22 protein-coding genes and 1 pseudogene are annotated in these 25,695 nt (G+C 68.2%); 7 read left to right on the forward strand and 16 right to left on the reverse strand.

Going from position 1 to position 25,695, the window contains the following annotated elements; translation table 11 throughout:
* Positions 1–54: 54 nt before the first annotated feature.
* Genes CGZ91_RS14155 through CGZ91_RS00545 form a run of 3 tightly spaced genes read right to left on the reverse strand, consistent with a single transcriptional unit; the run spans position 55 to position 2,403 of the window.
* Positions 55–195, reverse strand: a complete 141-nt coding sequence (locus CGZ91_RS14155) for a hypothetical protein (protein ID WP_179229085.1) — start codon at positions 193–195, stop codon at positions 55–57.
* Between the two features lie 44 nt (positions 196–239).
* Positions 240–1,517, reverse strand: coding sequence for a glutamate-5-semialdehyde dehydrogenase (locus CGZ91_RS00540; protein ID WP_094452067.1), 1,278 nt, complete (start codon positions 1,515–1,517; stop codon positions 240–242).
* 19 nt (positions 1,518–1,536) lie between these two features.
* A complete protein-coding gene (locus CGZ91_RS00545; RefSeq protein WP_094452068.1) occupies positions 1,537–2,403 on the reverse strand; it encodes a LysR substrate-binding domain-containing protein in 867 nt (288 codons plus the stop codon).
* Positions 2,404–2,576: 173 nt separating this feature from the next.
* On the opposite strand from CGZ91_RS00545, the gene CGZ91_RS00550 reads away from it, so the two are divergent.
* Complete coding sequence (locus CGZ91_RS00550) at positions 2,577–3,902, forward strand: MFS transporter (protein ID WP_094452069.1); 1,326 nt, start codon at positions 2,577–2,579, stop codon at positions 3,900–3,902.
* Positions 3,903–3,914: 12 nt separating this feature from the next.
* Here CGZ91_RS00550 and CGZ91_RS00555 read toward each other — a convergent pair whose 3' ends face one another.
* Genes CGZ91_RS00555 through CGZ91_RS00570 form a run of 4 tightly spaced genes read right to left on the reverse strand, consistent with a single transcriptional unit; the run spans position 3,915 to position 8,665 of the window.
* Entirely contained in the window at positions 3,915–4,664 is a 750-nt protein-coding gene (locus CGZ91_RS00555; protein WP_094452070.1) for an SGNH/GDSL hydrolase family protein, read from the reverse strand.
* Positions 4,665–4,686: 22 nt separating this feature from the next.
* Positions 4,687–5,820: a glutamate 5-kinase gene (gene proB, locus CGZ91_RS00560; RefSeq protein WP_094452071.1), complete on the reverse strand. Its 1,134-nt coding sequence runs from the start codon at positions 5,818–5,820 to the stop codon at positions 4,687–4,689.
* Positions 5,820–7,334, reverse strand: coding sequence for a GTPase ObgE (gene obgE, locus CGZ91_RS00565; RefSeq protein WP_094452072.1), 1,515 nt, complete (start codon positions 7,332–7,334; stop codon positions 5,820–5,822). Before obgE ends, proB begins: the two co-directional genes overlap by 1 nt.
* Positions 7,335–7,387: 53 nt before the next feature.
* Positions 7,388–8,665, reverse strand: a complete 1,278-nt coding sequence (locus tag CGZ91_RS00570) for a Gfo/Idh/MocA family protein (protein WP_094452073.1) — start codon at positions 8,663–8,665, stop codon at positions 7,388–7,390.
* 69 nt (positions 8,666–8,734) lie between these two features.
* On the opposite strand from CGZ91_RS00570, the gene CGZ91_RS00575 reads away from it, so the two are divergent.
* The gene (locus CGZ91_RS00575; RefSeq protein WP_094452074.1) at positions 8,735–10,537 is read left to right on the forward strand and encodes an alpha/beta hydrolase; all 1,803 of its coding nucleotides are present in this window, start codon (positions 8,735–8,737) and stop codon (positions 10,535–10,537) included.
* 27 nt (positions 10,538–10,564) lie between these two features.
* On the opposite strand, the gene CGZ91_RS00580 is transcribed toward CGZ91_RS00575, so the two are convergent.
* The 7 genes from CGZ91_RS00580 to CGZ91_RS00610 form a co-directional block, all read right to left on the reverse strand.
* On the reverse strand, positions 10,565–12,145 hold the full coding sequence (locus tag CGZ91_RS00580; RefSeq protein WP_094452075.1) for a DUF222 domain-containing protein: 1,581 nt from the start codon (positions 12,143–12,145) through the stop codon (positions 10,565–10,567).
* Between the two features lie 101 nt (positions 12,146–12,246).
* A complete protein-coding gene (locus CGZ91_RS00585; RefSeq protein ID WP_094452076.1) occupies positions 12,247–13,923 on the reverse strand; it encodes an ABC transporter ATP-binding protein in 1,677 nt (558 codons plus the stop codon).
* 7 nt (positions 13,924–13,930) lie between these two features.
* Positions 13,931–15,130, reverse strand: a complete 1,200-nt coding sequence (locus CGZ91_RS00590) for an ABC transporter permease (protein ID WP_229116337.1) — start codon at positions 15,128–15,130, stop codon at positions 13,931–13,933.
* Between the two features lies 1 nt (position 15,131).
* Positions 15,132–16,124, reverse strand: a complete 993-nt coding sequence (locus tag CGZ91_RS00595) for an ABC transporter permease (RefSeq protein WP_094452077.1) — start codon at positions 16,122–16,124, stop codon at positions 15,132–15,134.
* A 3-nt stretch (positions 16,125–16,127) separates the two neighbouring features.
* Complete coding sequence (locus CGZ91_RS00600; RefSeq protein ID WP_179229151.1) at positions 16,128–18,047, reverse strand: ABC transporter substrate-binding protein; 1,920 nt, start codon at positions 18,045–18,047, stop codon at positions 16,128–16,130.
* A gap of 56 nt (positions 18,048–18,103) precedes the next feature.
* A complete protein-coding gene (locus CGZ91_RS00605) occupies positions 18,104–19,324 on the reverse strand; it encodes a Gfo/Idh/MocA family protein (protein ID WP_229116338.1) in 1,221 nt (406 codons plus the stop codon).
* A 132-nt stretch (positions 19,325–19,456) separates the two neighbouring features.
* Positions 19,457–20,440 carry a LacI family DNA-binding transcriptional regulator gene (locus tag CGZ91_RS00610; protein ID WP_094452080.1) on the reverse strand — a complete coding sequence of 328 codons (984 nt, stop codon included), beginning with the start codon at positions 20,438–20,440 and terminating at the stop codon, positions 19,457–19,459.
* Between the two features lie 117 nt (positions 20,441–20,557).
* Here CGZ91_RS00610 and CGZ91_RS00615 point away from each other — a divergent pair, with 117 nt between their 5' ends.
* Complete coding sequence (locus tag CGZ91_RS00615; protein ID WP_094452081.1) at positions 20,558–21,316, forward strand: 6-phosphogluconolactonase; 759 nt, start codon at positions 20,558–20,560, stop codon at positions 21,314–21,316.
* The gene (locus tag CGZ91_RS00620) at positions 21,313–22,464 is read left to right on the forward strand and encodes an N-acetylglucosamine-6-phosphate deacetylase (protein ID WP_094452082.1); all 1,152 of its coding nucleotides are present in this window, start codon (positions 21,313–21,315) and stop codon (positions 22,462–22,464) included. The genes CGZ91_RS00615 and CGZ91_RS00620 overlap by 4 nt, the downstream gene beginning before the upstream one ends.
* 112 nt (positions 22,465–22,576) lie before the next feature.
* Here CGZ91_RS00620 and rpmA read toward each other — a convergent pair whose 3' ends face one another.
* Together rpmA and rplU are read right to left on the reverse strand one after the other, a co-directional pair.
* Positions 22,577–22,828 carry a 50S ribosomal protein L27 gene (gene rpmA / locus CGZ91_RS00625; RefSeq protein ID WP_094451314.1) on the reverse strand — a complete coding sequence of 84 codons (252 nt, stop codon included), beginning with the start codon at positions 22,826–22,828 and terminating at the stop codon, positions 22,577–22,579.
* A 9-nt stretch (positions 22,829–22,837) separates the two neighbouring features.
* Entirely contained in the window at positions 22,838–23,146 is a 309-nt protein-coding gene (rplU, locus tag CGZ91_RS00630) for a 50S ribosomal protein L21 (protein ID WP_094451313.1), read from the reverse strand.
* A 240-nt stretch (positions 23,147–23,386) separates the two neighbouring features.
* Here rplU and CGZ91_RS00635 point away from each other — a divergent pair, with 240 nt between their 5' ends.
* From CGZ91_RS00635 to CGZ91_RS00640, 3 genes and pseudogenes are all read left to right on the forward strand, one after another.
* Positions 23,387–24,256, forward strand: a complete 870-nt coding sequence (locus CGZ91_RS00635; RefSeq protein ID WP_094452083.1) for a sulfite exporter TauE/SafE family protein — start codon at positions 23,387–23,389, stop codon at positions 24,254–24,256.
* Between the two features lie 89 nt (positions 24,257–24,345).
* Positions 24,346–24,429, forward strand: a pseudogene (locus CGZ91_RS14875) (hypothetical protein); the annotation flags it as partial.
* Between the two features lie 53 nt (positions 24,430–24,482).
* Positions 24,483–25,676, forward strand: coding sequence for a sulfatase-like hydrolase/transferase (locus CGZ91_RS00640; protein ID WP_179229152.1), 1,194 nt, complete (start codon positions 24,483–24,485; stop codon positions 25,674–25,676).
* Positions 25,677–25,695 lie beyond the last annotated feature (19 nt).

A 25,695-nucleotide genomic window follows, 5' to 3' on the forward strand; every position in this document is an offset into this window, starting at 1 on the left:
AGGCGGTAGCGGCGACCATTGCCGCGGTCGCGGGCAAGTCCGGTTTCGCTCACGTCAGCTGTGCGGCCGGCTGCGGCCTGCCGTCATCAGCGCCGCCAGGATCAGCGCCAGGAAAAGGCCGACGGCCACGCCGATGACCCAGGTCGGTACACCGCCGATGACACCGGAAGCCACACTGGTAAATGTCCAGAACATGAAGGTGATCCTAGCGATTGGGAGATGGGCGCGCAGCGTACGCCTCAGCCGCGGGTCTGACCCTGACCGTGGACGACGTACTTGGTCGTCGTCATCTCAGCCAGCCCCATCGGTCCACGGGCATGCAGTTTCTGGGTGGAGATGCCGATCTCGGCACCGAAACCGAACTCGCCACCATCAACGAATCGGCTGGAGGCGTTCACCAGCACCGCCGCCGCGTCGACCTCGGACACGAACCGTTCCGAGGCGGACAGGTCGTTGGTGATGATGGTCTCCGAATGCCCCGAGCTGTAGCGGCGGATGTGGTCCAGCGCGGCCCCGAGGTCATCGACGACTGCCACCGACAGGTCCATCGACAGCCATTCCTCCTCGAAGTCGGCCGGCACCGCCGGGACAACGGTGGACCCGCCGATCTCGACGGTGGTCTCGTCGCCGTGCAGGGTCACGCCGAGCCGGCCCAACGCCGGGACAGCCTTGCGGAGGAACTCCTCGGCGACCGAGCGGTGCACCAGCAAGGTCTCGACCGCATTGCACACTGAGCAGCGCTGAGTCTTGGCATTGCCCAACACGTCCAGAGCCATCCGCAGATCAGCCGAGGCGTCGACGTAGAGGTGACAGTTGCCCGTGCCGGTCTCGATCACGGGCACCTGGGCGCCGGTCACCACGGCCTGGATCAGCCCGGCGCCGCCGCGCGGAATCAGCACGTCGACCAGGCCGCGCGCCTTCATCATCTCGTCGGTGACACTACGGGGACCGGTCACCAGCTGGACGACGTCGCGGGGAATACCGAATGACCCGATGGCATGGCGCAGCACCGCGGTGATGGCACGGTTGGAGGACTCAGCCGAGGACGACCCGCGCAACAGCACCGCGTTGCCCGACTTCAGCGCAATGCCGGCAGCATCGGCGGTGACATTGGGACGGGCCTCGTAGATGATGCCGAGGACGCCGAGCGGGACCCGCACTTGGCGTACCGACATGCCGTTGGGCAACATCCATCCGCGCTCCACGTCACCGACAGGATCAGGCAAAGCGGCCAGGTCACGCAGCCCCTGGGCCATTCCTGCGACCCGCTTGCCGTCCAGCCGCAGTCGGTCGATGATCGCGGGATCGGTGCCGTTGTCGCGGGCCCGGGCCACGTCCTCGGCGTTCGCGCTGACGATGGTCTCGGAGGCCTCCTCGAGCGCATCGGCCATCGCCAGCAGCGCGGCATCCTTGCGCATCCGGTCCATCGGCGCCAGCGCCCGGGCAGCCTCCTTGGCAGCGGTGGCCTGCTCGATGAAGGGCTCATCGACGCGGGGGGTCTCAGCAGCTGTCGTCATGGCGCCAGCCTAATGGCGCTCACCCGCCCAGCGGGGTCACCTCGATGTTGCGGACAGCCATCATCAACGCGCGCACCTGGTCCTTGTTGGAACGCGGATTGTCGATCAGCGACATCTGCACCTCAGGCAGCGGCGGCAGGTCTGCGGTGATCTGGCGCAGGTCTCCGGGGATCCGGCCCTTGGCCAGCACACACACCCCGAGTCCTGCGCGAACCGCGGCCAGCACACCATTGATCTCGCGGGTGTTGCAGGTGACCCGCCAGGTACGCCCGGCGGCCTGCAGCGCCTGGATGGCGACGTCCCGACTCCACGACGGCGCCTGATAGGTCACCAACGGCACCGGCTGGTCGCGGGGTACCTGAACCGTTGGCAGCCCGGCCCACGCGAGCCGGTCTCGGCGTACGCGATAGCCACGCCCGGCGTCGGCGGCCTGGTTGACGAAGACCAGGTCGAGGTGGTTGGCCTCCAACCGACGCATCAGGGTGCCGGACTGGGTCACCGTCAGCTCCAGATTCAGCTGGGGGTTGTGGCGTCGGAATTCGCGCAGCACGCCGGGCAACTCGGTCATCGCCAACTCATCGGCCACACCAAACCGGAGCCGACCCGCCATCGCCGAACCGGTGAAGTACGCCACCGCCTCGTCGTGGGCGGACAGGATCTGGCGGGCGAACCCCGCCATCGCCTCACCGTTGTCGGTCAGTTCGACCCGTCTGGTGTCGCGGTTGAGCAGCTGTCGCCCGACCATCTCCTCCAGCCGGCGTACGTGCTGGGAGACGGTGGGCTGGGCCAGCCCCAGCACCTGGGCGGCTTGGGTGAAACTGCGCCGCGCCGCCACCGTCTGGAAGGTCCGTAGCAACACCGGATCGAGTTGGATCTGCTCAGCCATGGTGTCCTCCGACCCCGCTCGGCGTTCATTGCGGAGCACAATACAACATATAGTGCAAATAGGTTTGCTCAATTGCTGGGGCGCTGGCAGACTTGTAGCCAAGTCTTCTTCGCCCGTGACGGGCCCTCTTCCCCTTTTTTTGTTCACCCACCGCTGGATTCTGGTGATTTGTCGTGCCCTGGCACCGCATCCGTACGCTGACCCTGCCCTCCTTCGCCGTCCCCCACCTTCGCCTCCCCAAGGGCTTCGATGCCCTGGCCGTACGTGACTACCGCCTGTTCCTGGGATCCCAGGTCATCGCGAACACCGGCTTGTGGATGCAGCGCATCGCGCAGGACTGGTTGATCCTGCAACTCACCGGGAGCGCCGCTGCCGTCGGCCTGACGGTGGCCCTGCAGTTCGGCCCGGTCCTGCTCTTCGGCCTGTTCGGCGGCGCCCTGGCCGACAAGTTCGACCGGCGCAAGTTGCTGATGCTGACCCAGAGCGCTGCGGCGACTGTCGCCCTGTTGCTCGGTGTGCTGGCGATCAGCGGGTCCATCCAAGCCTGGCACATCTGGCTGATGGCTTTCGTCACCGGCCTCATCACCGTCGTGGACAACCCGGCCCGGCAGGTCTTCGTGACCGAACTGGTCGGACCCAAGCTGATCCGCAACGCGGTCTCGCTCAACTCGATGGTCTTCCAGACCTCCGGCCTGGTCGGCCCCGCGCTGGCCGGCGTCCTGATCGGTCTGGTTGGCGAGGGCCCCTCCTTCATCGTCAACGGTGTCGCGACCGCCCTGGTGGTCTTCGCCCTCGCCGCGATCCGGACCCGTTCGGAACGCTCCGAGGCGACCAACCTGGTGCCGACCCGCTCCGAGCTGGCCGCCGGGCTGAGCGCGATCGCCAACCGACCGCGACTGCTGTGGCCGATCATCGCGGTCGGCGCGATGGGCCTGGTCGCCTTCAACGGAGGCGTGCTGTACGCCGCCTTCGCCGAGCGGGAGTTCGAGATGGGCGTCGGCGGCTACAGCCTGTTCACCGCCGCGGCCGCCATCGGCGCCGTCATTGGCGCGGTGGTCTGCGCCCGGGTCCAGATCAGCATGCGGCTGCGCACCCTGGTCAGCATGGTGGCGTTGTCCGGCGTGCTGTTCACGCTGACCGCCCTGACCCCGACGCCATGGCTGATGGCGATCGTGCTGGTGGTCTACGGCGCCTCCACGATGCTCTTCCTCATCACCGCGAACTCGACGGTCCAGATCACCTGCCCGCCGCACCTGCGCGGTCGCGTGATGAGCGTCTACATCATGGTGCTGTTTGGCGGTCAGGCACTGGGCAACCCGTTGGCCGGCGCCATGACCGACCACCTCGGCGTACGTCTCACCTCACTGCTGTGCGGCCTGTTCGCGATCACGACCGCCCTGGCCGTGGGCGCGGTGCTGGCCCGCCGCGGCGACCTGAAGCTACAGGTCAACCGGACCGTACGCCGTCCGGTCGAGATCGTCCGGGCCCACGCCCACTGAACGCGCACTGAATCAGAAGCCGGCCCGATCGATCGCCGCGACCCACTCGTGGGTCCACAGCTGGTAGCCCCGGACGTTGGGATGGAATGCGTCCGGGGCGACCAGCCGCCGGTATTCCCACAGGGTCGGCTGCTGGCTCGCCTCGAACACCGGCACCAACCGGTGGCCGTGCGCGGCAACCACACGGCGGATCACCTCGTTGGCTCGGATGATCCGTCGGTTGAGCAGCCCGCCGCCGCTGATGCCGGGCAGGTCACCGATGAAACTCCCCGTCGGCACGGTCTCGGCGATGGTGGTCATGTTCGCGGTGAACCGATCCGGGTCAAAGCGGGCCTTCACCGCATCGTTGACCCCGATCGAGACTGTCAGCAGGTCCGGTGCCCCGTCCGTGGCGAGCAGGTCGCGCAACAACGGCAACTGCTCCCGGACCAGGTCCGCGGTGGTGGCGCCGCTGACACTGAGGTTGACCACCCCGACGGTGGTCCCCCATCGCTGTTCCAGATGGTTGGCAACCCCATGCACCCACGCCTGCCGCGGGTCGTCGACGCCGACACCCTGGCTCGAGGAATCCCCCAGTGCGACATAGCGTCGCTCTCCCTGGCTGCCACGGTCCTGCCAGTACGCCCGGTGCCGCTCGACGTGGGGTCGCATCGTCTGGACGCCAGCGAAGTAGTGGAATGCGGCGGCGCCAAGGCCCGCGGCGGCGACACCGGCGAGGATGAGGGGACCAGTCAGTTTCGAGGCAGGGGTCACGACGTCCATGCTGCCAGTCGGACCGAACCGCTCAGCGCTCGGCCGGCTCCGGAGCGACGCGCGCCTCCGGCGGCCTCAGCACCATGACGTCGCGGTGCACGATGGAACGCCGCAATTGCGGATCGAGGTCGCCGGTGGATCGTCCGATCAATTCGGGCAGCCGATCCGAGTCGTACGCCACCAGCCCCCGCCCGATGACCCGACCCTGCGGGTCGCGGAGCTCAACCGGGTCATGGGCCTGGAAGTGGCCCGACACGGCGGTGATGCCCGCCGCCAGCAGGGAGGCACCTCGCTGCTGCAGCGCGCGCACCGCCCCCTGGTCCAACGTCAGCACCCCCCTGGCCTTGCTGGCGTGAGCCAGCCACATGAGCCGGGCCGGCCGCCGCTTGCCGGTGCGATGGAAGAACGTGCCGACGTCCTCGCCGGCCAGCGCCTCGCGGGCCAACTGGGTGGAGGTGACCAGCGCCGGGATGCCGGCCGAGGTCGCCATCCGGGCCGCATCGATCTTGGTCTGCATGCCGCCGGTCCCCACCGAGGTGCCGCCGCGGGAGGTGTCGATCCCCGCCAGGTCGGCGACCGCATCGCGCACCTCACTGATCCGGCGGGCCTCGGGGTCGCTGGGATGGGCGGTGTAGACGGCGTCGGTGTCACTGAGCAACACCAACGCGTCGGCATGCACCAGATGCGCGGTCAGGGCGGCGAGCCGGTCGTTGTCACCGAATCGGATCTCGTCGGTGGCGACCGTGTCGTTCTCGTTGACGATCGGGACCACCCCGAAGTGCAGCAGCCGCTCCAGGGTCCGCAGCGCATTGCGATAGGACTGCTGTCCAGTGATGTCTCCCACCGTCAGCAACACCTGCCCGACGGTCAGGTCACGGGTCGCGAAATGTTGGGCATAGTGCTGGATCAGGATGCCCTGCCCCACCGCCGCTGCGGCCTGCTGGTCCGCGAGGTTGCGGGGCCGGCGCTTCATCGCCAACGGCGAGATGCCAGCAGCGATCGCCCCGGAGGAGACCAGCACCACCTCACGGCCACTGGCCCGCCAGTCCGCCAACGCATCCACCAGCGCGGCGATTCGGTCCAAGTCGGCGCGTCCGTTGGTGGTCAGCGATGAGGACCCCACCTTGACCACCACTCGCGTGGCGGCCGTGATCTCATCACGCATCAAGCATCCTTGACCGGGTCGCCGTCGGAGTCTTCGGCGACCGGGGCATACCGGCTGGTGTGTTCAGCGGCCCGCTCCTTGGCCTGGTGATAGGCCCGGTCGGCCTCCCGGCGTCGTACGGCCGCGGGACGCTGCTCCTCGAGACGGTGGTCCTCGCCACGACGGGCCAGGTTCTCCACCCCGGCCTCGACCTGCGGGGCGAAGTCGAAGACGACCGGGTTGTCACCGGCGCCGATCGCAACGGCGTCGCCGGCTTCGGCACCGAGGGCCAGCAGTTCGTTCTCGATGCCGAGTCGGTTGAGGCGGTCGGCGAGATAGCCCACGGCCTCAGGGTTGAGGAAGTCGGTCTGGCGCACCCAGCGCTCGGGCTTGGCACCGCGGACCCGCCACACCTGGCCACCCTCGCCGTCGCCCTGCCGCTTGATGGTGAAGTCGGCGCCCGGGCCACTGTCGACGGGGGTGGGCCGGATGACGATCCGGGTGGGTTCGTCCTCGACCGCAGCCGTACGCCGCTCCTCGACGAGGGCTGCCATGGCGTACAGCAGCGGCTTGAGTCCCTCGCTGGTCTTGGTGGAAATCGGGAAGACCGGCCAACCGAATTCAGCGACGTCGGCGGCGACGATCTCACTCATGTCGGCCGCATCAGGTACGTCGATCTTGTTCAACGCGACCAGCCGCGGCCGGTCCTCCAATCCGCCGTGGGCGGCCAGCTCCGCCTCGATGACGCGCAGGTCACTGACCGGGTCACGGTCGGGTTCGAAGGTGGCGAGGTCGACCACATGGACCAGCGCCTGGCACCGTTCGATGTGCCGCAGGAAGTCATGCCCAAGGCCACGACCATCCGAGGCACCTTCGATCAGCCCGGGCACGTCGGCGACGGTGAAGGTGGTCTCGCCGGCCTGCACCACGCCCAGGTTGGGGATCAGGGTGGTGAAGGGATAGTCGGCAATTTTGGGGCGAGCCTGGGAGATCGCGGCGATCAGCGAGGACTTGCCGGCGGAGGGATATCCGACCAGTCCGACATCGGCGACCACCTTGAGCTCAAGCTGGATCTCCCGTTCCTCGCCCTCCTCCCCCAGCAGGGCGAAACCCGGCGCCTTGCGGCTGGATGAGGCGAGCGCCGCGTTCCCCAGTCCGCCGCGGCCACCGGGGGCGATGACGACCTCGGCGCCGGCATCAGTGAGGTCGGCCACCACCTCACCTGTGTTCAGGTCAGTGACGCTGGTGCCCTGCGGCACCGTCAGCACGACATCGGCACCGCGCGCACCGTTGGCATGGTCACCCTTGCCGGGCTGGCCGTTCGTCGCCTGCCGCCGCGAGCTGCGGTGGTATTCGACCAGCGTCGTCAGGCCGGGATCGACGCGCAGGATCACCGATCCGCCGTCGCCGCCGTTGCCACCGTCGGGCCCACCGAGCGGCTTGAACTTCTCGCGGTGCACCGATGCGCAGCCATTGCCACCCTTGCCGCCGGCGACGGTGAGCCTGACCCGGTCAACAAAACTGGGAATTGCCATGGTTACTCCTCGGCCGTGGAAGCCCCCAGTCTAGGGTGTGTGGGCCGGTGTGCTCAGTCGATCCGGATCGCGTCGCCGCTGGCGGCAGAACGCCAGATTGCCTCACCTGCGGCCACCGCATCGACTGCCTCGGCCAACGAGGCCGAAGCGCCGAGTTGTTGGGTGCGACCGGTCGCACCCCGAAACAGATCCGCGCGCATCAGTCCATCGGCGCCGCCATGACCGTTTTCGGAGACGGCCGGGACCTCGATCGGCTGCGGTTCCCCGAAGAGCGGCAGCCACCAGGCGTACTCCCCCTGCGGCAGCGGGCCGCCGTCGGCGAGCCGCCCGGTCCGCATCTCCAGCCGCCCGGCCGTGCCGGAGATGCCGATGGTGGCGCCCTCCCACGGCGAGGAGAAGTCGATGGAATAGGTCGCCTGGACGCCACCGGCGTACCCGATGACCGCACTGTAGGTGTCCTCGACGTCGATGGCGTCGTCGTAGAGCCACAGCGGATTCTCGACCGGATACTCCATCGGGTAGCCGACACCGAGCAGGCCGGTCCGCTCGCGGTCGCCGGGCTGCAGAGCGTTGCTGTCGCCCTGCGCCAGGAAGTAGGGGTCCTCGCGCCAGGGCTGCTCGGCGGTGCTGGCGTACGCGCCGTCGGGGCCGTAGAAGTGGCGGGCGCCGCGGCCGAAGACCACCTCGGGCCGGGCGCTGGCCCACCACTGCAGCAGGTCGAGGTGGTGGCTGGACTTGTGCACCGACAGGCCGCCGGAACGGGCGCGCTCCCGATTCCAGCGCAGGAAGTAGCCGGCGCCATGGCGGGTGTCGACGCGGTGTTGGTATTCGATCTGGGTGACCCGGCCGATCGCGCCCTCCTGGATCATCTCCATCAGGCGCAGGTGCTTGGGGGCATAGCGCAGGTTGTGCGCGACCCGCACCCGGACTCCACTGGCCTCCGCCGCCTCCAGCAGTCGGCGGCCGTCGGCCGCCGTGGTGGTGACCGGCTTCTCGACGATCACCTCCACCCCGGCCTCGACCGCGGCCAGCGCATACTCCAGGTGGGTGTGGTCGGGGGTGGCGACGATGAGGCAGTCGCAGTTGGCCAGCACCTCATCGAGCTGGTCCGGACTGTACGCCGGCAGGTCTGCCTTGACTGCGGCGGCGACAGCCTGGGCGCGTACCAAGTCCTTGTCGACCAGTGCGGTGACCTCGGCAACGTCGCGATAGTCCTCGCCACTGGCTCCGTAGCCCAGGGTGGCGTCCTCCTCTCCGTTGACGCCCAGCAACGGCAGCAGGAAGCCGCCGATCCCGCGGTTGGAGGTCCCACACAGTGCGTACCGGATCACCTTTGCTCCTCAGAAGATCGCGTCACTGCAAGTGCAGCAACCGTTTGCACTGTTGTAGTGTAGGCGAGTATGAAGCCGGTTGACACCCCCGGTCACAGCATCCGCCCGAGCCTGGACGGCCATTGGGATGCCTCCCTCGATCTGCTGCGCCACACCACGAGTCGCACCATTGCGGCGGTGGCACGGCAGCGCCGCCAGGACCGCGATCTGCTGGCGGACGGTGGCCTCGATGCCGCCCGGGCCGAGATTCGGGCCCGTCTGGCGGTCGCGCTGACCATGGACCCCGACGCTGAGCCGGAGCCGCTGACCGGGGAGCGGGTGCGCGAGGCGACCGGCGATGCCCCGGAACTGTGGCTGCTGCGGACGCCCGCGGGCTCCCCGCTGACGGCGACGCGACACGTCCCGGCCGGCGACCCGAGGGCTCAGTTGATCATGATTCCCGGCCACGCGCTGGAGGGGAAGGCCTATCCGCAGTATCAGGCGGTGGGTGCGGCCATGGCCCGCGCAGGGATCCAGACCTGGACACCGGATCCGCTCGGGCAGGGGGAACGGCTGTCACGGCCGGGCGAGCTGGCCGGCAGCACGACCGAGCATGCCGACGCCGGATTCGAGGCGTGGCGGCGCGGGCTCAACCCGATGCGGTGGTTCCTGGCCGAGATCCGCAGCCTGGTGTCGCGGCTGCTCGCCGATCATCCCGAGCTGCCGATCTTTGTCATGGGACACAGCGGCGGCGGCACCCAGACCGCGCAACTCGGCGCGGTGGAGCCCCGGGTGGCCGGCGCGGTGATCGCCTGCAGCATCACCAGTCGCGCCGACCATGTCTGGTCGGGCAACCGGATCGACGCCGAGCAGGTGCTGCTGGGCGCCGACGGCCTCGATGCGCACCACCTGCTGGCGGCATGGGCGCCCCGGCCGACGCTGGTGCTCAGCACCACGGCGGACTTCTTCGGGCTGCGGGGCGCTCAGGGTGAGGTGGAGCGCGCGAAGCCCTGGTGGGATGGGTCGTCGCATGGGCCGGACGGGCTGCGCCAGGTCGTCGTGGATGCGCCGCATGCCCTCACCGAGGACATGCGCACCGAGGCGGTGAACTTCGTGGCGGGCCTGTGCGGCGCCGGGGCTTCGGAGTCGCTTGCAGCCGATTCCTCGAGGTCTGCCGCCCCCGCCCCTGCCGCCACGGCGCTGCAGGTGACCCGCAGCGGCCAGGTGCGAGGGGAGGTGGCCGGCCCGCTGCTGCTCGACCTGGCCCACGCCGCACCCGAGCTGCCGCTGACCGCCGAACGGGTCCGGGCGATGGTCGACCTCAAGGGTCGACCGCTGTCCGAACCGTACGCGAGGTGGCTCCCGGAGGCCGACCACATGGCCCACGTCCTGTGGCAGGTTGAGCCAGCACCCGAGGGTTTGGCCGAGGACACGCCGGCCGCGGGCCTGTATGGCGCGGGCATCTGGCAGCAGGCGCCCGACCGCAGCGCCCGCCTCAACCTGCACCTGTGCGATGTGCGGCAGCCGCCGGCGCGCCCGCGACTGCCCGGCGCCACCCTGATGGTCGACGTACGCGGACACGGTGCCCTGACCGTGCACCAGCGCGACGACCTCTCCCCCGACCATCCGGCCAGCAGCACCGCTCGGGTGCTGTCCGAACTGCTGGCGCTGGGCGACAGCCTCTTCGCGGGCCGGGTGCGCGACGTCCTCCAGGCCGCCCGCGTCCTGCGCGACCGCCACGGCGAACCGACTGCCCCGATCACCGTGACCGCCGAGCCAGACCTGGCCCGGGTGGCGTACGCCGCCAGCCTGGCCGACCCGACCCTGATCTGGGACGGGCCGAGCGATCCACCCGGGACCTGGCAGGACGCGGCACCGCTGCCCATGGACTGACGGCCCTGGTGACTCACCCCGCGCAGGTCAGCCGGGTGGGCCCGTAGCTGCGGCTCGTGCCCTCGCTCTGGCGTGCAGGACCTCGGTGAGGGCGCACTGGTCCCTTGACACTGAATCGACTGGTCTTCCGGTGTCGGGATCGAGTCGGTGGGTGCCGTTGGGGGTGACCTCGAAGCGTTGCCCGGCCGGGGTGCACCACTGGATGCTGCTCGGCCCCGTCACCGTGGAGGTGAACCCGGCGTGGGTTTTCGCCCGGTGGGCGCCTGCCACCAATGGCACCAAGTTGGTCTCACAGGTAGCACCGCCCGGCGCGGGGATGACGTGGTCGACCTGGATCGAGCGGACCCTGCTCCGGGTCGTGCTCAACGGGTACGCCTCGTGGTCCCAGCGCCATCGCAGGCGTTGCTTCATCGCCTTGTTCGGGAAGCGGGTCGTCGCCACCGTCGCATCGTTGAGGTTGATCACCGGCTGCACCACGACCTTTCCCGCCGTGCTGAGCACCTCAGCGATCTCACCCGAGGTCGCCGACGTGTCGAACGCCTCCCACCAACCACCACGACCACTCTCGAGGTCGGCGGCTTCGGCGTGGATCACGAGCTTCACGTGGTCCCCACCGCGAACGCCCGCCACCACCTCAGCCGCATGTTCGGCGCACAGTTGCCGGGTGGAGGAGCCCGGCGCGGTCGAGTGTCCGTCAGCCCACTGGTCCGGGCACCCCGGCCGCAGTCCCTGATCGGCCTCGACGTCCTGGTCGACGACCGGGTCCCCGGCATCGTCGACGGGCAGCGGATCCTGCGCCAACAAACTCGCCGCGGCCTGGGGCGTCGCGAGGATGCCGAGCGCCTTGGCGCGATACTCACCCTTGCCCCAATTCCATGCCGTCGTGTCGACCCCGTCCAGGTCGGCCAACCGGCGCGCCAGCGTGTCCAGGGTCTGATCGATCGCGTGCCCGTCCCGGGTATCGACCTGACCGCGCAGGGCCAACGTCCCCAACCCGGCGTCGCGACCATCGAGCTGCACATACCGGTGGGCCAACTGGCTCCGCCGCCGTTCCTCGGCCTCGTCATCGCGGCGTACGACTTCCTTGCGCACCAGCGACCGGATCCGACCCGTCGGCAACGACGGCAGCTTGGGGCTGACCTCCTCGTCCAGCTCCAAGCAGACCGGGAGCGGCAAGAGCCGAGTCTCCCGCGCGACCATCCGCGCATCACCGAGGTCGACCTCGAGATCCACGCACAGCTGATGCAGCTTCGGCAGCCGATGCCGCAGGTCCTGCACATCCCTGATCCAGTCATCGGCCGCCAAGGGCGACAGCCCCAGGGCCGGCCCCAACTCGAGCCGGAGAAACTCCGAGACCTGCGCAGTTCCGTCCCCGCCGAAGGTCACCAGCTTCTCGCCGTAGAGGGTGCGAGCTTCCATGCCCGCCTCATCGACCCCGTCGACCCCGGACCAGGCATCACACGCCGCCCCGATCAACAGCATCTTCTGGGCGACGAGCTCGCGCTCCCGGCGCGTGACGGCAGTCAACTCCGAGATCAACTCACGACGCGACAGCGTGGACAGATCCGCCGCCGGCGCGGTGTCGGGCTCGGCATCAGACTGGTCCATCAGGTCACCTCCTACTCGATGACCTCAGTCAACCACCCACCACCGACAAAAAATCACGCCCAACCGCCAACCGGCCAGAAACTATCGAAAGAACCAGCGAATCACGACGCCTCGCGCTGCGACGGATCGGGCACCGGCACCGCATCCAGGAGCGACTTCGTGTAGTCGTGCTGTGGGTTGTCGAAGATGTCGCCGACCTTGCCGCGTTCGACGATCTCGCCGTGCAGCATCACCGCGACGTCGTCACAGACGCGCTCCACCACCGACAGGTCGTGGGAGATGAAGAGGTAGGTCAGCCCCAGATCGGCCTGCAGTTCGGCCATCAGCTCCAACACCTGGGCCCGCACCGACACGTCCAGGGCTGACACCGCCTCGTCGGCGACCACCAGGCTCGGGTCGGTGATGAGTGCGCGCGCGATGCAGATGCGCTGCCGCTCACCGCCGGAGAAGGCGTGCGGGTAGCGATTCATCACGGCGGACTCCAGGCCGACCCGGCGCAGCATCTCGGCGATCTGGTCGCCCCGCTCCGCCTTGGTCGACTCGCCCTTGAGCATCAGCATCGGCTCCTCGACGATCTGGCGTACGGTCATCCGCGGATTGAGCGAGCCGTAAGGATCTTGGAAGACCATCCGGATCTTGCTGCGGAAGTGCCGTAGCTGCTTGCCGCTGAGCCGGGCCAGGTCCACCTCGCTGTCGCCCTGCCGAAACAGCAGCTTGCCCTCGGTCGGCTCGTACACCCGCAGCACACAACGACCCAGGGTCGTCTTGCCACTGCCGGACTCCCCCACCAGGCCGAAGGTGGATCCGGCCGGCAGACTCAGGCTGACGTCCTTGACCGCCTCCACCTTCTCCTTCTTGCGGGAGAAGATGCCGCCCGAAGCCGACGCGAAGGTCATCGAGAGGTGCCCCACCGACAGCAGCGGCTCGGCCTGCTCGGCGACCTCAGCGGCTTGGTCGGGCTCGCGGATCTCCAGCCGGGCCGCCGCTAACAGCTGCTGGGTGTATTCATGCTGCGGATTGGCGAAGATCTGGTGCACGTCACCGGACTCGACCACCTTGCCGCGCCGCATCACCACCACGTCATCGGCGATCTGCGCCACCACGCCCATGTCGTGGGTGATGAAGATCAGGCTCGTCCCCTGCTCCTCCTTCAGCTCGGCGAGCAGCTTGAGGATCTGGGCCTGGGTGGTGACATCCAGTGCTGTGGTCGGCTCGTCGGCGATCACCAGGGCCGGCTCCAGGATCAACGCCATCGCGATCATCGCGCGCTGCCGCATGCCACCGGACAGCTGGAAGGTGTACGCGTCGATCCGCTCCTCGGGGCGCGGGATCCGAACCCGCTCCAACGCCTCGATCACCAGCGGCCGGGCCTCCTTGCGGGACATCCCGCGGTGCACTTCCAGCATCTCCGAGATCTGATTGCCGATGGTGTGCACCGGTGACAGCGAGGCCATTGGCTCCTGGAAGATCATCGAGATCTGCCGGCCCCGGATCTTGCGGAACTCCGCCCCCGTCACGTCCAGTTTGCTCAAGTCGGTCGTGGGCCCATCGACCTCGGGCTGGAATCGGACGGTGCCCGCCACCTGCTTGCCGGGGTGGGAGAGGATGCCGAGCACCGAGCGTACGGTGACGCTCTTGCCCGAACCGGACTCACCGACGATCGCGAGCGTACGCCCGCGGCGCAGGGTGAAACTGGCGTCCACCACCGCCGGCACTTCGCCCTCAGGCGTGAAGAAGGTGGTCGTGAGGCCGTCCACCTCGAGGATGTTGTCGGTCATCGTCGACTCACTTTCCGTACGGGTCGGCAGCATCGCGCAGCGCGTCACCGACGAAGTTGAAGGCCACCACCGTCAGCACGACTGCCAGCCCCGGCAGCAGCATCCACGGCGCGTTCACGACCACCTGCAACTGCTGGGCGTCGCGCAACAGCACACCCCACGACACGGCCGGGGCGCGCAGGCCCATGCCGAGGAAGGACAGGGCGGTTTCGGCCAGGATCATCGAGGGCACCGCCAGCGACAGCGAGGCGATGATGTGGGACATGAACGACGGCATCAGGTGCCGAAGGATGATCCGGCCGTGGCCGGCGCCATCGAGTCGGGCGGCGGTGACGAAGTCTTCGTCGCGGGCCTGCAACACCCGGCCACGGATCACCCGCGCCATGCCGGTCCAGCCCACCAACGACAGGATGCAGGTCAGCACCAGGTAGGTCTGCACGATCCCCCACCGCGGCGGAATCGCGGCTGCCAGCCCGAGCCACAACGGCAGCGTCGGGATCGACATGATGAACTCGATCACCCGTTGGATCAAACTGTCGGCAACGCCACCGAAGTAGCCCGAGATGCCGCCCACGATGATGCCGATCAGCGCCGACAGCAGCACGCCGATCAGGCCGATCGACAACGAGATCTGGGCGCCGAAGTTGATCTTGGACAACATGTCCACACCGGCCTGGTCCGCCCCGAGCAGATAGACCCGCTCATTCGGATCCGACGGCCCGAGCAGGTGCCGGTCGGCTGGGATCAGGCCCAAGATCTTGTACGGGTCCCCCTTGGCGAAGAGTCGCAGCTCCACCACGTGCTCGGGGTCAGGCACGTACTCCCGGGCCAGGGTTTCCAAACTGGTTTCGGAGGTGAGTCCCAGCACGTGCAGGCCATGTTCGGGCGAGAAGCGCAGTTGTTGCGGGGGCGCGCCGGCATAGTCCGGCGAGGAGGTGGTCGCGTTGTGCGGCGAGAAGAATCCCGGCGCGGCGGCGATCACGTACAACACGATCAGCACGCCCAGACCGATCAGACCCAGCGGGTTGGTGCGGTACTTGCGCCAGATCAGTCGGGTCTGGCTGGCCGACCCGTCCCGCAGCGCCAACGCCTGCTTGCGCCGACGGGCCTGGCGCCGCGATTCCGGCTTGCTGCGGGCGAGCTCCGCCTGGGTCGGATCCTCGTGAGGGCTGTCGGCCTGCGGGGCCGGAGGGGGCATCAGAGACATGTCAGGCCTTCCCGAACCGGACTCGCGGATCGACCACTGCCAGCAGGATGTCGCTGAGCAGGGTGCCGATGACCGTGAGGACGGCGATGATCATGATGATGCCGCCGGCCAGATACATGTCCTGCTCACGCAGGGCCTGCAACAGCAGCGGTCCCATCGTGCCGAGCGCCAGCACCTGGGCGACGACCACCTCGCCGTCGAACAACGAGGGCAGATGCCAGCCGGCGGTCGAGATGAAGGGGTTGAGGGCGATCCGCAGCGGATACTTCATCACCAGCTTGCGTTCGGACAGGCCCTTGGCCCGTGCCGTGACGACATAGGGCTTGGACAGCTCGTCCAGCAGATTGGCGCGGGTGATCCGGATGATGCCGGCGGTGCCGGCCAGACCGATGATGAGCACCGGGATCCACAAGTGACTGAGCAGGTCACCGAACTTCGCCAGTGACCAGGGCGCGGTGGCGTACTCGGGTGAGAACAGACCACCGACGGAGGCGCCGAAGATCTTGAAGGCGGCGTAGGAGAACAGCAACGCGGCCAGGAAGTTCGGCACCGCCAGCGCGATGAAGCCGAGCGTCGAGATCGCGAAGTCGGCGAACTGGCGCTGCTTCATCGCCGACACGATGCCGCCGGCCAGCGCGATCACCCAGGTCACGATCAGCGTCGTGACACCCAGGATCAGCGTCAGGGGCAGCCGGTCGGCGATCTCGGTCGTGACCGGGCGTCCGGTCGAGAACGAGATGCCCATGTCGCCGTGGAAGATGATCCCGTACATCCACTTGCCGTACTGGACCGGCAACGGCTCGCCAAGCCCGTAGCGCTGCCGCAACGCCTCGAGGTAGGCAGAGTCAACCGTCTGACCCTGCGCCTCGAGGGATGCGACCTGCGCGGTGAGGAAGTCACCCGGCGGCAACTGGATGATGAAGAACGCCACCATCGAGATGGCCAGTAGCGTCGGGATGACGTACGCCGTACGGATCAGGATGAACCGAAGCACGCGTCAGCCCTCAACGATGCACAGCTGCTCCGGGGTGGAGAACTTGTCCCGACCCAGCACGAAGGCCAGCTGCGGCTCGTCCTCGCGAACGTTCTTGACGGTGTTGCTCACCACCACGGGGGCGAACGGGTTGCCGACCAGACCGATCATCACGCACTCATCCGAATGCAGCTTCTGGATGGCCTGCCCGGTCGAGATCCGCGCCTGGTCCGACGGAGCGGCGCGCAACTCGTCCCACAGCTTCACCAGTTCGGCGCAGACCCCGGTCGGCTCCTCACCTGCGGTGCCGCCCGAGGCGTACCAGTTGCCGAAGGCCGGCGCCGTGTGGGAGTTGCCCGCGGTCGGGATGTACCAGACCGGCTCGAGGTCGAAGTAGGACCGGGGCACCGGCGTACCGTCGAAGTCGAAGTCGTTGCTGGAGCGACTCTGGGCATAGAGCTGGCTGTCGACCGGTCGAAGGAAGAGCTTGACGCCGATCTTGGCCAAGTCGGCCACCACCGAGTTGTACGCCTCGGTCGGCTTGATTGCCCCGGCCGCGTTGTCGACGTACATGATCACGAAGTCGAGCGGCTTTCCCTTGAAGACACGGGTGCCGTCGGGGCCCGTCGCGGCACCGATCCCGTCCAGCAGCGAGGCCGCCTTGGCCTGGTCGAACTCGAGGTACTGCTCCCCCACCCCGGAGGTCCAGTATTCATCGGACTCGACACAGGTGGCCTGGGCGACCACACCGATCCCACCGAGCAGGGTCTTGTTGAGGGTGTCGCGATTGATGGCGTGCGACATCGCGACCCGGAAGTCGGTCAGGTTGAACAGCTCCCGTACCACCGGGTCGGCATGCGACAGGTTGGGCAGCAGGCCCAACACCGAGGGCTCCTCCCAGCGGCGGATCTGGTAGTTGTTCGCATCGGCGTTCTGCAGATAGACCTGCGCGGCACCGAAGCTGAGGCCGTACCCCTGGAAGTCGATGTCACCGTTGGAGACACGCAGGTCCAGCGCCGAACGGTCCAGCTTCTGGATCTGCAAGTCGTCGATGTAGGGCAGCTGCCGGCCCTCGCCGTCGACCTTGTAGTAGTACGGGTTGCGCTTCATGGTCGCGGTGCCCGAGGGGATGATCGGCTGGTCCAGCACGTACGCCCCCAGCACCGGCCGGTCCGGGTTGGTCCAGGCATTGTCCTTGAGCGCGAACAGCTTGTCCCAGGTGTCCAGTCCGGCCTCGGCCACCGCGGCATCGAGGGCCGCCTTGTCGGCGTAGTCGGCGTGGAACTCCTTGAGGTAGTGCGCCGGCTTGAGGAACTGGGTGCCCACCGCAGGGTTGCACAGGTACTTCCACCACAGCGGGTTGGGCATCGAGAAGGTGACCGTCAGCTCAAAGTCACCGTTCGCCTCAGCCGTCGGGAAGCTCTTGTCCGGCGAGGCCACCCAGTAGGGAGCCGACGGGACCATGGTCTTGTTGCCGAGCCAGTCCTCGAAGAGGAACATCAGGTCGGCAGTGGTGAAGGGCTCACCGTCGGACCATTTCAGCCCCTCGCGCAGCTTGATGGTGTAGCTGCTGAAGTCGTCGCTGGGCTCGAAGGACTCAGCCACATCCTCCACGAAGCTCTTGCCGTCGCTGCTCCACTCGATCAGCGCAGCGCCGGCCAGTGCCAGCAGGTTGGAGGTGTCGGTGTCGTTGAGGGTGGCGCGCCGCAACGTGCCGCCGTACGCCGCGTCCGAGCCGTGCGACTGGGCCACCGCCGGGGTCGCCGGCAGTCGCTCCTCCAGCGGCGGCAACTGGCCACTGTCGACCAGCTGGGTGAGCGAAGGGGCTTCCTTGGCGGCGGTCCCACCGCCACCATTGCCACCCGGACCACCGGGCGGCAGCGGTTCCTGCGGCGAACAGGCCTGCAGCGCCGGCAGCGCGGTCGCCGCGGCAGCAAGTCCCAAGAATGTCCTGCGTCGCAGCTGCGATCGAGGGGTCTGATGGGGAGTTGAAGGCGACATCACTGGATCCTTCCGTGTCGGTCCTGACCGGCCTCGAAGTAGGCGCGGAGGTTGGGGTCGAGGGTGGGAATCGGGAGAGTGCTGCCGCCGGTGCGCAGCGACTGGGTGGCGAAGTCCCCGGCTGCGACGGCATACCGGGCAGCGACTGGATTGGTCAGCGTCGGTACGCCGGTGCGCACGAAGGCCAGGAACTCAGCAAGCATGGTGGGGTCGGCGCCGTGGTGGCCGCCCTGGGCGGCGGGCACCGGAATCTCCTCGTCGCCGCGCTCATTGAAGGCCTTGCGGCGGTCCCAGACCCGGACCTGGCCTTCCATGCCGACGTTCTCGAGCCGGCCGCGGGTGCCGATGACGGTGTAGTTGCGCCAGTCATCGGGGGTGAAGTGGCATTCGGCGTAGGTCGCGTACACGCCGTTGTCCAGCGCCAGGTTGACCTGCTGCAGGTCCTCGACGTCGACCACCGGGTTGACGTCGGGCAGCTCGGTCGGGGGCCAGTTCTGGTCGCTGATCCAGTCGGTGACCCGCTGGCCGGCGTGGTCGTCGCGGCCTTCGATGTCGCCGTAGACGGTCAGCCCGCCCATCGCGGAGACGCGGCTGGTGTAGCCGCCGGCGAGCCAGTGGATGATGTCGAGGTCGTGGCTGCCCTTCTGCAGCAGCAGGGAGTTGACCCGACGCCGGTCGGCGTGCCAGTCCCGGAAGAATCGGTCCCCGCCCTCACCGATGAAGTGTCGCACCCAGACGGCCTTGACCTCGCCGATCCGGCCGGAGTCGATGATCTCCTTCATCAGCCGGATCACCGGCATGTGGCGCATGTTGTGGCCGACGTAGAGCTTGCTGCCGGTGCGATGGGCGGTCGTCAGGATCAGGTCCGCCTCTGCTGTGGTGATCGCCATCGGCTTGTCGCAGAAGACTGCGATGCCGGCCTCCAACAGCGCCACCACCTGTTCGCAGTGGGCGTCGTCGGGTGAGGTCACGATCGCGGCGTCCACACCGGCGTCGATGACGGTGCTCACGCTGTCCCCGACCGCGAGGTCGGCGCCGAAGAGCTCCTGGCCACGCTGTTGGGCGGCTGGCCCCGGGTCGGAGACCGCGACCACCTGGTCACCATGGCGACGGGCCTCGTCGGTGTCGAGGGCGCGGTGAGCGATGATGCCGCGGTTGCCGAAGCCCACCACGCCAATTCGCAGCGACCGGTCCGTCTGCACCAGCTGACCGTCCGTCACGCCCACACCTCCGCGTCTTTGCCATGAGCCGGAGGTTGGTCGATCAACCTCCGTGCACGATGCTGCAATTGCAGCAACCGTGTGCATCAAGAATGCTCATGGCTGGGACCGGTGTCAAGGGGTGCGTCCGCGTCAGCGCGGACAATCGCCGGTCGACCCGCGGACCACCAGCTCGGTCTCGAGCTGGATTGTCTGGGGTTCCACCCGCTTGCCCGAGAGGTGTTCGTTCATGATGTTGACGGCGGTGACGCCGGCGTCATAACAGGGCACCGAGACGCTGGTGAGAGTGGGATAGCTCATCCCGGACAAGGCCGAATTGTCCACGCCGATGACGGAGATGTCCCCCGGCACCGACACGCCACGCTGGGCCAGTCGCAGCATCAGACCACTGGCGATCAGGTCGTCGTACGCGATCACCCCGGTCGCGCCGCTGGCCACCACCAGGTCGGCAGCCCGTACGCCGGCCTGCATCTGTGGGTTGAACGGGCCGTACTCCACCAGTTCGACGCCGACCCGTTCAGCGGCCTCCCGGGCCGCGGCCCGGCGTACCTTGTTGGACCAGGAACGCGCTGGTCCGGCGAGGTAACAGACCCTGCGATGACCCAGTGCGTGGAGGTGCTCCACCGCCTGCCCAACCCCGACGCCGTCGTCGATCAGGACATTGACCGCACCCTCGATCTCACGGTTGATGAAGACGATCACCTCACGCGCGGCCAGGTCGGCCAGCGCGCCCGGATCGCTGCGCGGGGAGACCACGATGACGCCGTCGGAACGCTTCACCAGCTCCCGCACCAGACCCAGTTCGTCGCGAGTCTGCTCATCGGAATCGCTGATGAGGACCGAATGCCCCAGTCGCGCGGCACGCGCCTGGACCGCCTTGATGATCGGCGGGAAGAACGGATTGGCGATGTCGGGCACCACAATCCCCAATGCATCGCGGCGCCCCGAGTTGAGCGACTTGGCGACCTGGTTGGGGACGTACCCCATCGCCTCGACCGCCGCCATGATCTCCTGACGAGTCTGCGGATTGACCTTGTCCGGTGAGGACAGTGCCCGCGACACCGTCGAGGCACTCACTCCGACTCGCTTGGCGACATCTGCCAACGTGACAGTCATGCTCCGGCCTCCTGCCCGATCGGGCTGTTGTGCGTACACGTGATCGGCGTCGATTTCGCGGCACCATTTTCAGCGACAGCATTGCATTCTTGCAGCAAACGCTTGCATACTCACTCCATGACCAGCCAACGCTATCAAGACCTTCGGGTGGAGTTTCACTCCACCACCGCCGAGCTCGGCGCCGCTGCCGCACAGCAAGCCGCCGCGATCATCAACGCTGCCATTGACAGCAATGGCAGCGCCCGAGTCGTCGTCGCCACGGGCAACTCCCAGTTTCCGATCACCGACGCCCTGCCCAGCCAGGACGTCGACTGGTCCAAGGTGACCGTCTTCCACATGGACGAGTACGTCGGCATCGATGCCAACCACCCGGCCTCCTTCCGACGCTGGATCCGGGAACGGGTCGAGGAGCGCCTGCACCCGGCTCAGGTCCACTACATCGACGGCAATGCCGATCCGGAGACCGAGGCCCGTCGCTATGAGGATCTGCTGCACGAGGCTCCGCTGGACCTGGTGTGCATGGGCATCGGCGAGAACGGCCACCTGGCCTTCAACGAGCCCGGCGTGGCCGAGTTCGACACCGAGCGCTGGTGCCAGGAGATCGCACTGACCCCGGAATCGCTGCGTCAACAGGTCAACGAGGGCCACTTCCCCACCCAGGCCGATGTCCCGGCGACCGCGCTGTCGCTCAGCATCCCGGCGTTGCTGAGCAGCACCCACCAGATCGTGTGTGTGCCCGAGGAGCGCAAGGCCGCCGCGGTGGCCGCTGCCCTGACCGGCCCGATCACCACTGATTGCCCGGCCTCGATCCTGCAGCGTACGCCGACCGCCACACTGCACCTGGATCCCGAGTCGGCCTCCCAGCTGCCGAAATGACGCAGCGGCCCAGCGACTGGGTGCTGGTCGGCGGAGAGGTCCTGATCGGCGACGATCGGGTACGCCGGGACCTCGTCGTGACTGGCTCCACGTTGGCCGCAGTGGCCCCGCCGGGCCAGGCGCCGGCCGACCTGCCCCAGGTGGACGCGGCGGGGCGTCTGGTCACGCCCGGCATGATCGACACCCACATCCACGGCGCCGCCGGGGTGTCCTTCGGTGCCGGTGACCCCACGCCGGCGCTGAGCTGGCTGGCCAAGCACGGCACCACCACCGTGGTGCCCAGCCTGGTCTCCGGCCCGGTTGCGGACATGTGCCAACGGGCGGACGAGCTCACCTCGCAGACCCCGGCTCCCGAGGCGGCAGCGATCGCCGGCGTACATCTGGAGGGACCGTTCCTGTCAGTGGCCCAGTGCGGAGCCCAGGATCCCAAACATCTGGTCAGCCCGGCGGAGTCCAGCTGGCAGGAGTGGTTGCCTCGACCCTCGGTCGCGATGGTGACTCTGGCTGCGGAACGGGACGGCAGCGAGGAACTGTGCCGCGCACTGGCCGAGGCTGGCACCATCGCCGCGTTGGGGCACACCGAGGCCGGCGTCGCCGACCTGGCCCGCGCCGTCGAGGCCGGCCTGACCCATGCCACCCACCTGTGGAGCGGCATGACCACCTTCCACCGGCAAGGACCGTGGCGAGTGCCCGGCGCAATCGAGGCGTGTCTGGCCCATCCCAGCATCACCGGTGAGGTGATCGCCGACGGCTGTCATCTGCCGCCGGAGCTGTTGGACATTGCCCGGTCCTGCCTCGGGGAGCGACTCGTGGTGGTCTCTGACGGCACCATCGGCATCGGGATGCCCGACGGCTACCGCTACCGGCTCGGCGACGTCGAATGTGTTGTCTCTGACGGGGTCGGCATGGTGGTTGGCCAAGATGCCTTCGGCGGTTCGGTGACTGCGCTGGACGGCATGGTGCGTCACCTGGCTCTCCGGCTGGGATGGCCGCTCGCCGAGGTGATGGCGCTGGTCTCCGAACGACCGGCGCGACTGCTCGGGCGTACGGATCTGGGCGTCCTCGCCCCCGGCGCCCGCGCCGATCTGGTGCTGTGGCAGGCCGACCTCACCGTCAGCGACACCGTCCTCGGCGGGGTGCTGCTCTGACGCCCACCAGCAGCATCTGACACCCCACTCAAGTGACATCCGCCACAAAAAACTCGAGGCGGCCCCGCCATGGGGCCGCCTCGAGCAGATGCTTCAGATCAGTGGGACTGATTCACTCGCCGGCGATGTTGACGACCTTGCGGCCGCGACGGGTGCCGAACTCGACCCGGCCCGCGATCAGCGCGAAGAGGGTGTCGTCCTTGCCACGGCCGACGCCGTCGCCGGGGTGATACTTGGTGCCCCGCTGGCGCAGGATGATCTCGCCGGCGTTGACTTCCTGACCACCGAATCGCTTCACGCCGAGGCGCTGGGCGTTGGAGTCACGACCGTTTCGCGTCGAGGACGCGCCCTTCTTGTGTGCCATTTCCCGACCTCAGTTCTCGATACCGGTGACCTTGACCTGGCTGTAGCGCTGGCGATGGCCCTGGCGCTTGCGGTAGCCGGTCTTGTTCTTGTACTTGACGATCCGAATCTTCGGGCCCTTGGTTTCGGCCAGGACCTCGGCGGTCACGCTGACCTTGCCGAGGGCGTCGGGGTCGACGGTCACCTTGTCACCGTCCACCACCATCAACGGGCTCAGCTCAACACTGGAGCCGACCTCGTCGACAACCTTGTCAATCTCGACAACGTCGCCAACGGCCACCTTGTGCTGGCGTCCGCCACTGCGCACGATCGCGTACACGCCTGACCTACTCTCTGTCTGTCCCTTGATCCGCTCCCGCATCACCCCGGGGCCGCGAGGCCAGCCGGATGGCTGAGCGAGTCAACATTTGCATCTGGCAACGCTCGCCAGAGGTGGAACTTCCCGGGAGCGCACGCCGAGGACCAACTTTACGGTGTGCCCGGGAAACGGTCAAACCGCGACCGGCAGACCGCGCCGATACACTGCTGGGCGGCTCGCCCTCGACATCCAGGAGACTACATGGAGTGGCTCATTCCGCTGCTGGTCGGCCTGGGCGTCGGCATCGTGGTCGGCGCACTCGGCGCCGGCGGCGGCATCCTGTCGGTCCCCATCTTGATCTACGTGCTGGGCCAGGACCCCCACAACGCCACCGCCGAATCCTTGGTGATCGTGGGCGTCACGGCAGCCGTCAGCCTGATCCAACGCGCCCTGAAGAATCCCCAGCAGATCCGCTGGGGTGAAGGCATCAGCTTCGCCGCGATCGGCGTCATCGGCACCGTGGCCGGGTCCTTGCTCAACCCGCTGGTCCCCCAGGCCTGGCTGCTGACCACCTTCGCGGCGTTGTTGTTGGCCGTGGGCCTGCTGATGCTGCGCAAGGCCCGCCAGACCCGGCACCGGGAAGCGGCGGAGGCAACCCGGGTCAGCCAACCGGACGAGCCGGTGGTCGATCATCCCGAACCAGACACCACCCATGCGACCGGCCCGCAGCCGGGCCTGCGCGGACTGCTGAGCGACCCGCGCCAGCTGGTGGTGCTGGTGGCCGCTGCCTCAGTGACGGGTTTCCTGACCGGCTTCTTCGGCGTCGGCGGCGGTTTCGCCGTGGTGCCAGCCCTCACCCTGGCGCTGGGCTTCTCGATGCGCCACGCCACCGGCACCTCGCTGCTGGTCATGGTCATCACCACCGCGGTCGCGCTGCTCGCCCGGATCGGTCAGCCCGTGGAGATCAACTGGCTGCTGGTGGGACTGTTCACCCTCGGCTCCATGGTCGGCGGGCTGCTCGGCGGGCCGCTGGCGCAGCGAGCACGGCCCTCCACGCTGACGATCGTCTTCGGAGGTCTGCTCTTCACCGTGGCGGTGTGGACCGGCGTACAGACGTGGCTGCTGGGCTAGTCCGGCATGATGTGAACGTGCACATCGACCGACCCAACATCGTGGTCATCCTGACTGATGACCAGGGCCGCTGGGCCATGCCGCACCGGATGCCCGAGCTGCAGATGCCGCACCTGCAGGCACTGCTGGACACCTCCCTCGAGCTCGACAACCTGCACTGCGCCTCCCCGGTCTGTTCCCCGGCTCGCGCCTCACTGCTCACCGGGCGTACGCCATCGGCCACGGGGTGCACGACTGGCTGGTCGGCGGCCGCGACCCGCGCGACCACGCCGATGCCTATCTGGCCGGGCAGCCGACCACCGCCGAAACCCTCAGCCGCGCCGGTTATTGGTGCGCCATGTCGGGCAAGTGGCACGTCGGCGACGCGCGTACGCCGGCGCCGGGCTACGACTTCTGGTACGCCCATCGGTTCGGCGGCGGCCCCTATCTCAACGCCCCAATCTGGCGCGACGGTGAGCCCGCCACAGAACCGCGCTATTTCACCGATGCGGTGGTCGAGGAGGGCCTGCACGCGCTCGACGTACGCCCGAAGGACCGGCCCTTCCTGCTGCAGCTGAATTTCACGGCACCCCACGACCCGTGGTTCACCGGACATCCAAGGCGCTGGACCGACCTCTACGCCGGCACCGACTTTCCTTCGGTCCCCCGGCCGGCCGAACCCCATCCGTGGGCGCGCCGCGGAGCCTTCACGCAGGCATGGGCCGACCCGCGTACGGCCCTCACCGGCTATGCGGCGAGTCTGTCGGCCGTCGATGCCGGCCTGGGACGATTGCGTGCCGACCTGGCGCAGCGTGGTCTGGCCGCGTCGACGATCATCTTCTTCCTGTCCGACAACGGCTTCTCGTGTGGCCACCACGGCATCTGGGGCAAAGGCAACGGCACCGATCCGTTGAACTTCTGGGACAACTCGGTGCGAGTGCCCGGCCTGGTGCACGTCCCAGGCGGGCCGGCCGGGGTCAGCGACGCGCTGCTGTCGGGCACCGATCTGCATCCCACCATCTGCGAGTTGGCGGGGGTGTCGCCCGAGCCGGATCAGTGGGCAGCCGGGGAGTCCTTCGCCGGTCTGCTGCGCGGCGAGGTGGCCGGACGCGAGACCGTGGTGGTGGCCTCGGAGTATGGCGGGGGTCGGATGATCACCGACGGTGACTGGAGCTGGATCACCCGGCCCGACGGGCCGGTGGAGCTCTATCACCGGGGCGAGGATCCTGATCAGAGCGTCAATCGCGCCAGCGATGACAGCTGTGCCGGCATCCGTGCCGATCTCGATCAGGCGCTGCACGACTGGTTCGTCCGACGCAGTCGCCCCGGGATGTCCGGGTGGCAGCAGCCGGTCACCGGAGAGGGTCAGTTGCAGCCGGTCTCGCGGGGACTGCCCGCTGACCAGACCTGGGCCAGCGCCCCGGCGCCGGACGGCAACTGAACCGACCGGCGCCGACGAG

The organism is Parenemella sanctibonifatiensis, from assembly GCF_002250565.1.
In the GTDB taxonomy this organism is placed as follows: Bacteria; Actinomycetota; Actinomycetes; order Propionibacteriales; family Propionibacteriaceae; genus Parenemella; species Parenemella sanctibonifatiensis.

What these genes read in the sequence shown, in the direction of transcription:
- CGZ91_RS14155 (WP_179229085.1), bottom strand. Translation starts at nt 195, where the DNA reads ATGTTCTGGACATTTACCAGTGTGGCTTCCGGTGTCATCGGCGGTGTA.
- CGZ91_RS00540 (WP_094452067.1), bottom strand. Translation starts at nt 1,517, where the DNA reads ATGACGACAGCTGCTGAGACCCCCCGCGTCGATGAGCCCTTCATCGAG.
- CGZ91_RS00545 (WP_094452068.1), bottom strand. Translation starts at nt 2,403, where the DNA reads ATGGCTGAGCAGATCCAACTCGATCCGGTGTTGCTACGGACCTTCCAG.
- CGZ91_RS00555 (WP_094452070.1), bottom strand. Translation starts at nt 4,664, where the DNA reads ATGGACGTCGTGACCCCTGCCTCGAAACTGACTGGTCCCCTCATCCTC.
- proB (WP_094452071.1), bottom strand. Translation starts at nt 5,820, where the DNA reads ATGCGTGATGAGATCACGGCCGCCACGCGAGTGGTGGTCAAGGTGGGG.
- obgE (WP_094452072.1), bottom strand. Translation starts at nt 7,334, where the DNA reads ATGGCAATTCCCAGTTTTGTTGACCGGGTCAGGCTCACCGTCGCCGGC.
- CGZ91_RS00575 (WP_094452074.1), top strand. Translation starts at nt 8,735, where the DNA reads ATGAAGCCGGTTGACACCCCCGGTCACAGCATCCGCCCGAGCCTGGAC.
- CGZ91_RS00580 (WP_094452075.1), bottom strand. Translation starts at nt 12,145, where the DNA reads ATGGACCAGTCTGATGCCGAGCCCGACACCGCGCCGGCGGCGGATCTG.
- CGZ91_RS00585 (WP_094452076.1), bottom strand. Translation starts at nt 13,923, where the DNA reads ATGACCGACAACATCCTCGAGGTGGACGGCCTCACGACCACCTTCTTC.
- CGZ91_RS00590 (WP_229116337.1), bottom strand. Translation starts at nt 15,130, where the DNA reads ATGTCTCTGATGCCCCCTCCGGCCCCGCAGGCCGACAGCCCTCACGAG.
- CGZ91_RS00610 (WP_094452080.1), bottom strand. Translation starts at nt 20,440, where the DNA reads ATGACTGTCACGTTGGCAGATGTCGCCAAGCGAGTCGGAGTGAGTGCC.
- CGZ91_RS00615 (WP_094452081.1), top strand. Translation starts at nt 20,558, where the DNA reads ATGACCAGCCAACGCTATCAAGACCTTCGGGTGGAGTTTCACTCCACC.
- CGZ91_RS00620 (WP_094452082.1), top strand. Translation starts at nt 21,313, where the DNA reads ATGACGCAGCGGCCCAGCGACTGGGTGCTGGTCGGCGGAGAGGTCCTG.
- rpmA (WP_094451314.1), bottom strand. Translation starts at nt 22,828, where the DNA reads ATGGCACACAAGAAGGGCGCGTCCTCGACGCGAAACGGTCGTGACTCC.
- CGZ91_RS00635 (WP_094452083.1), top strand. Translation starts at nt 23,387, where the DNA reads ATGGAGTGGCTCATTCCGCTGCTGGTCGGCCTGGGCGTCGGCATCGTG.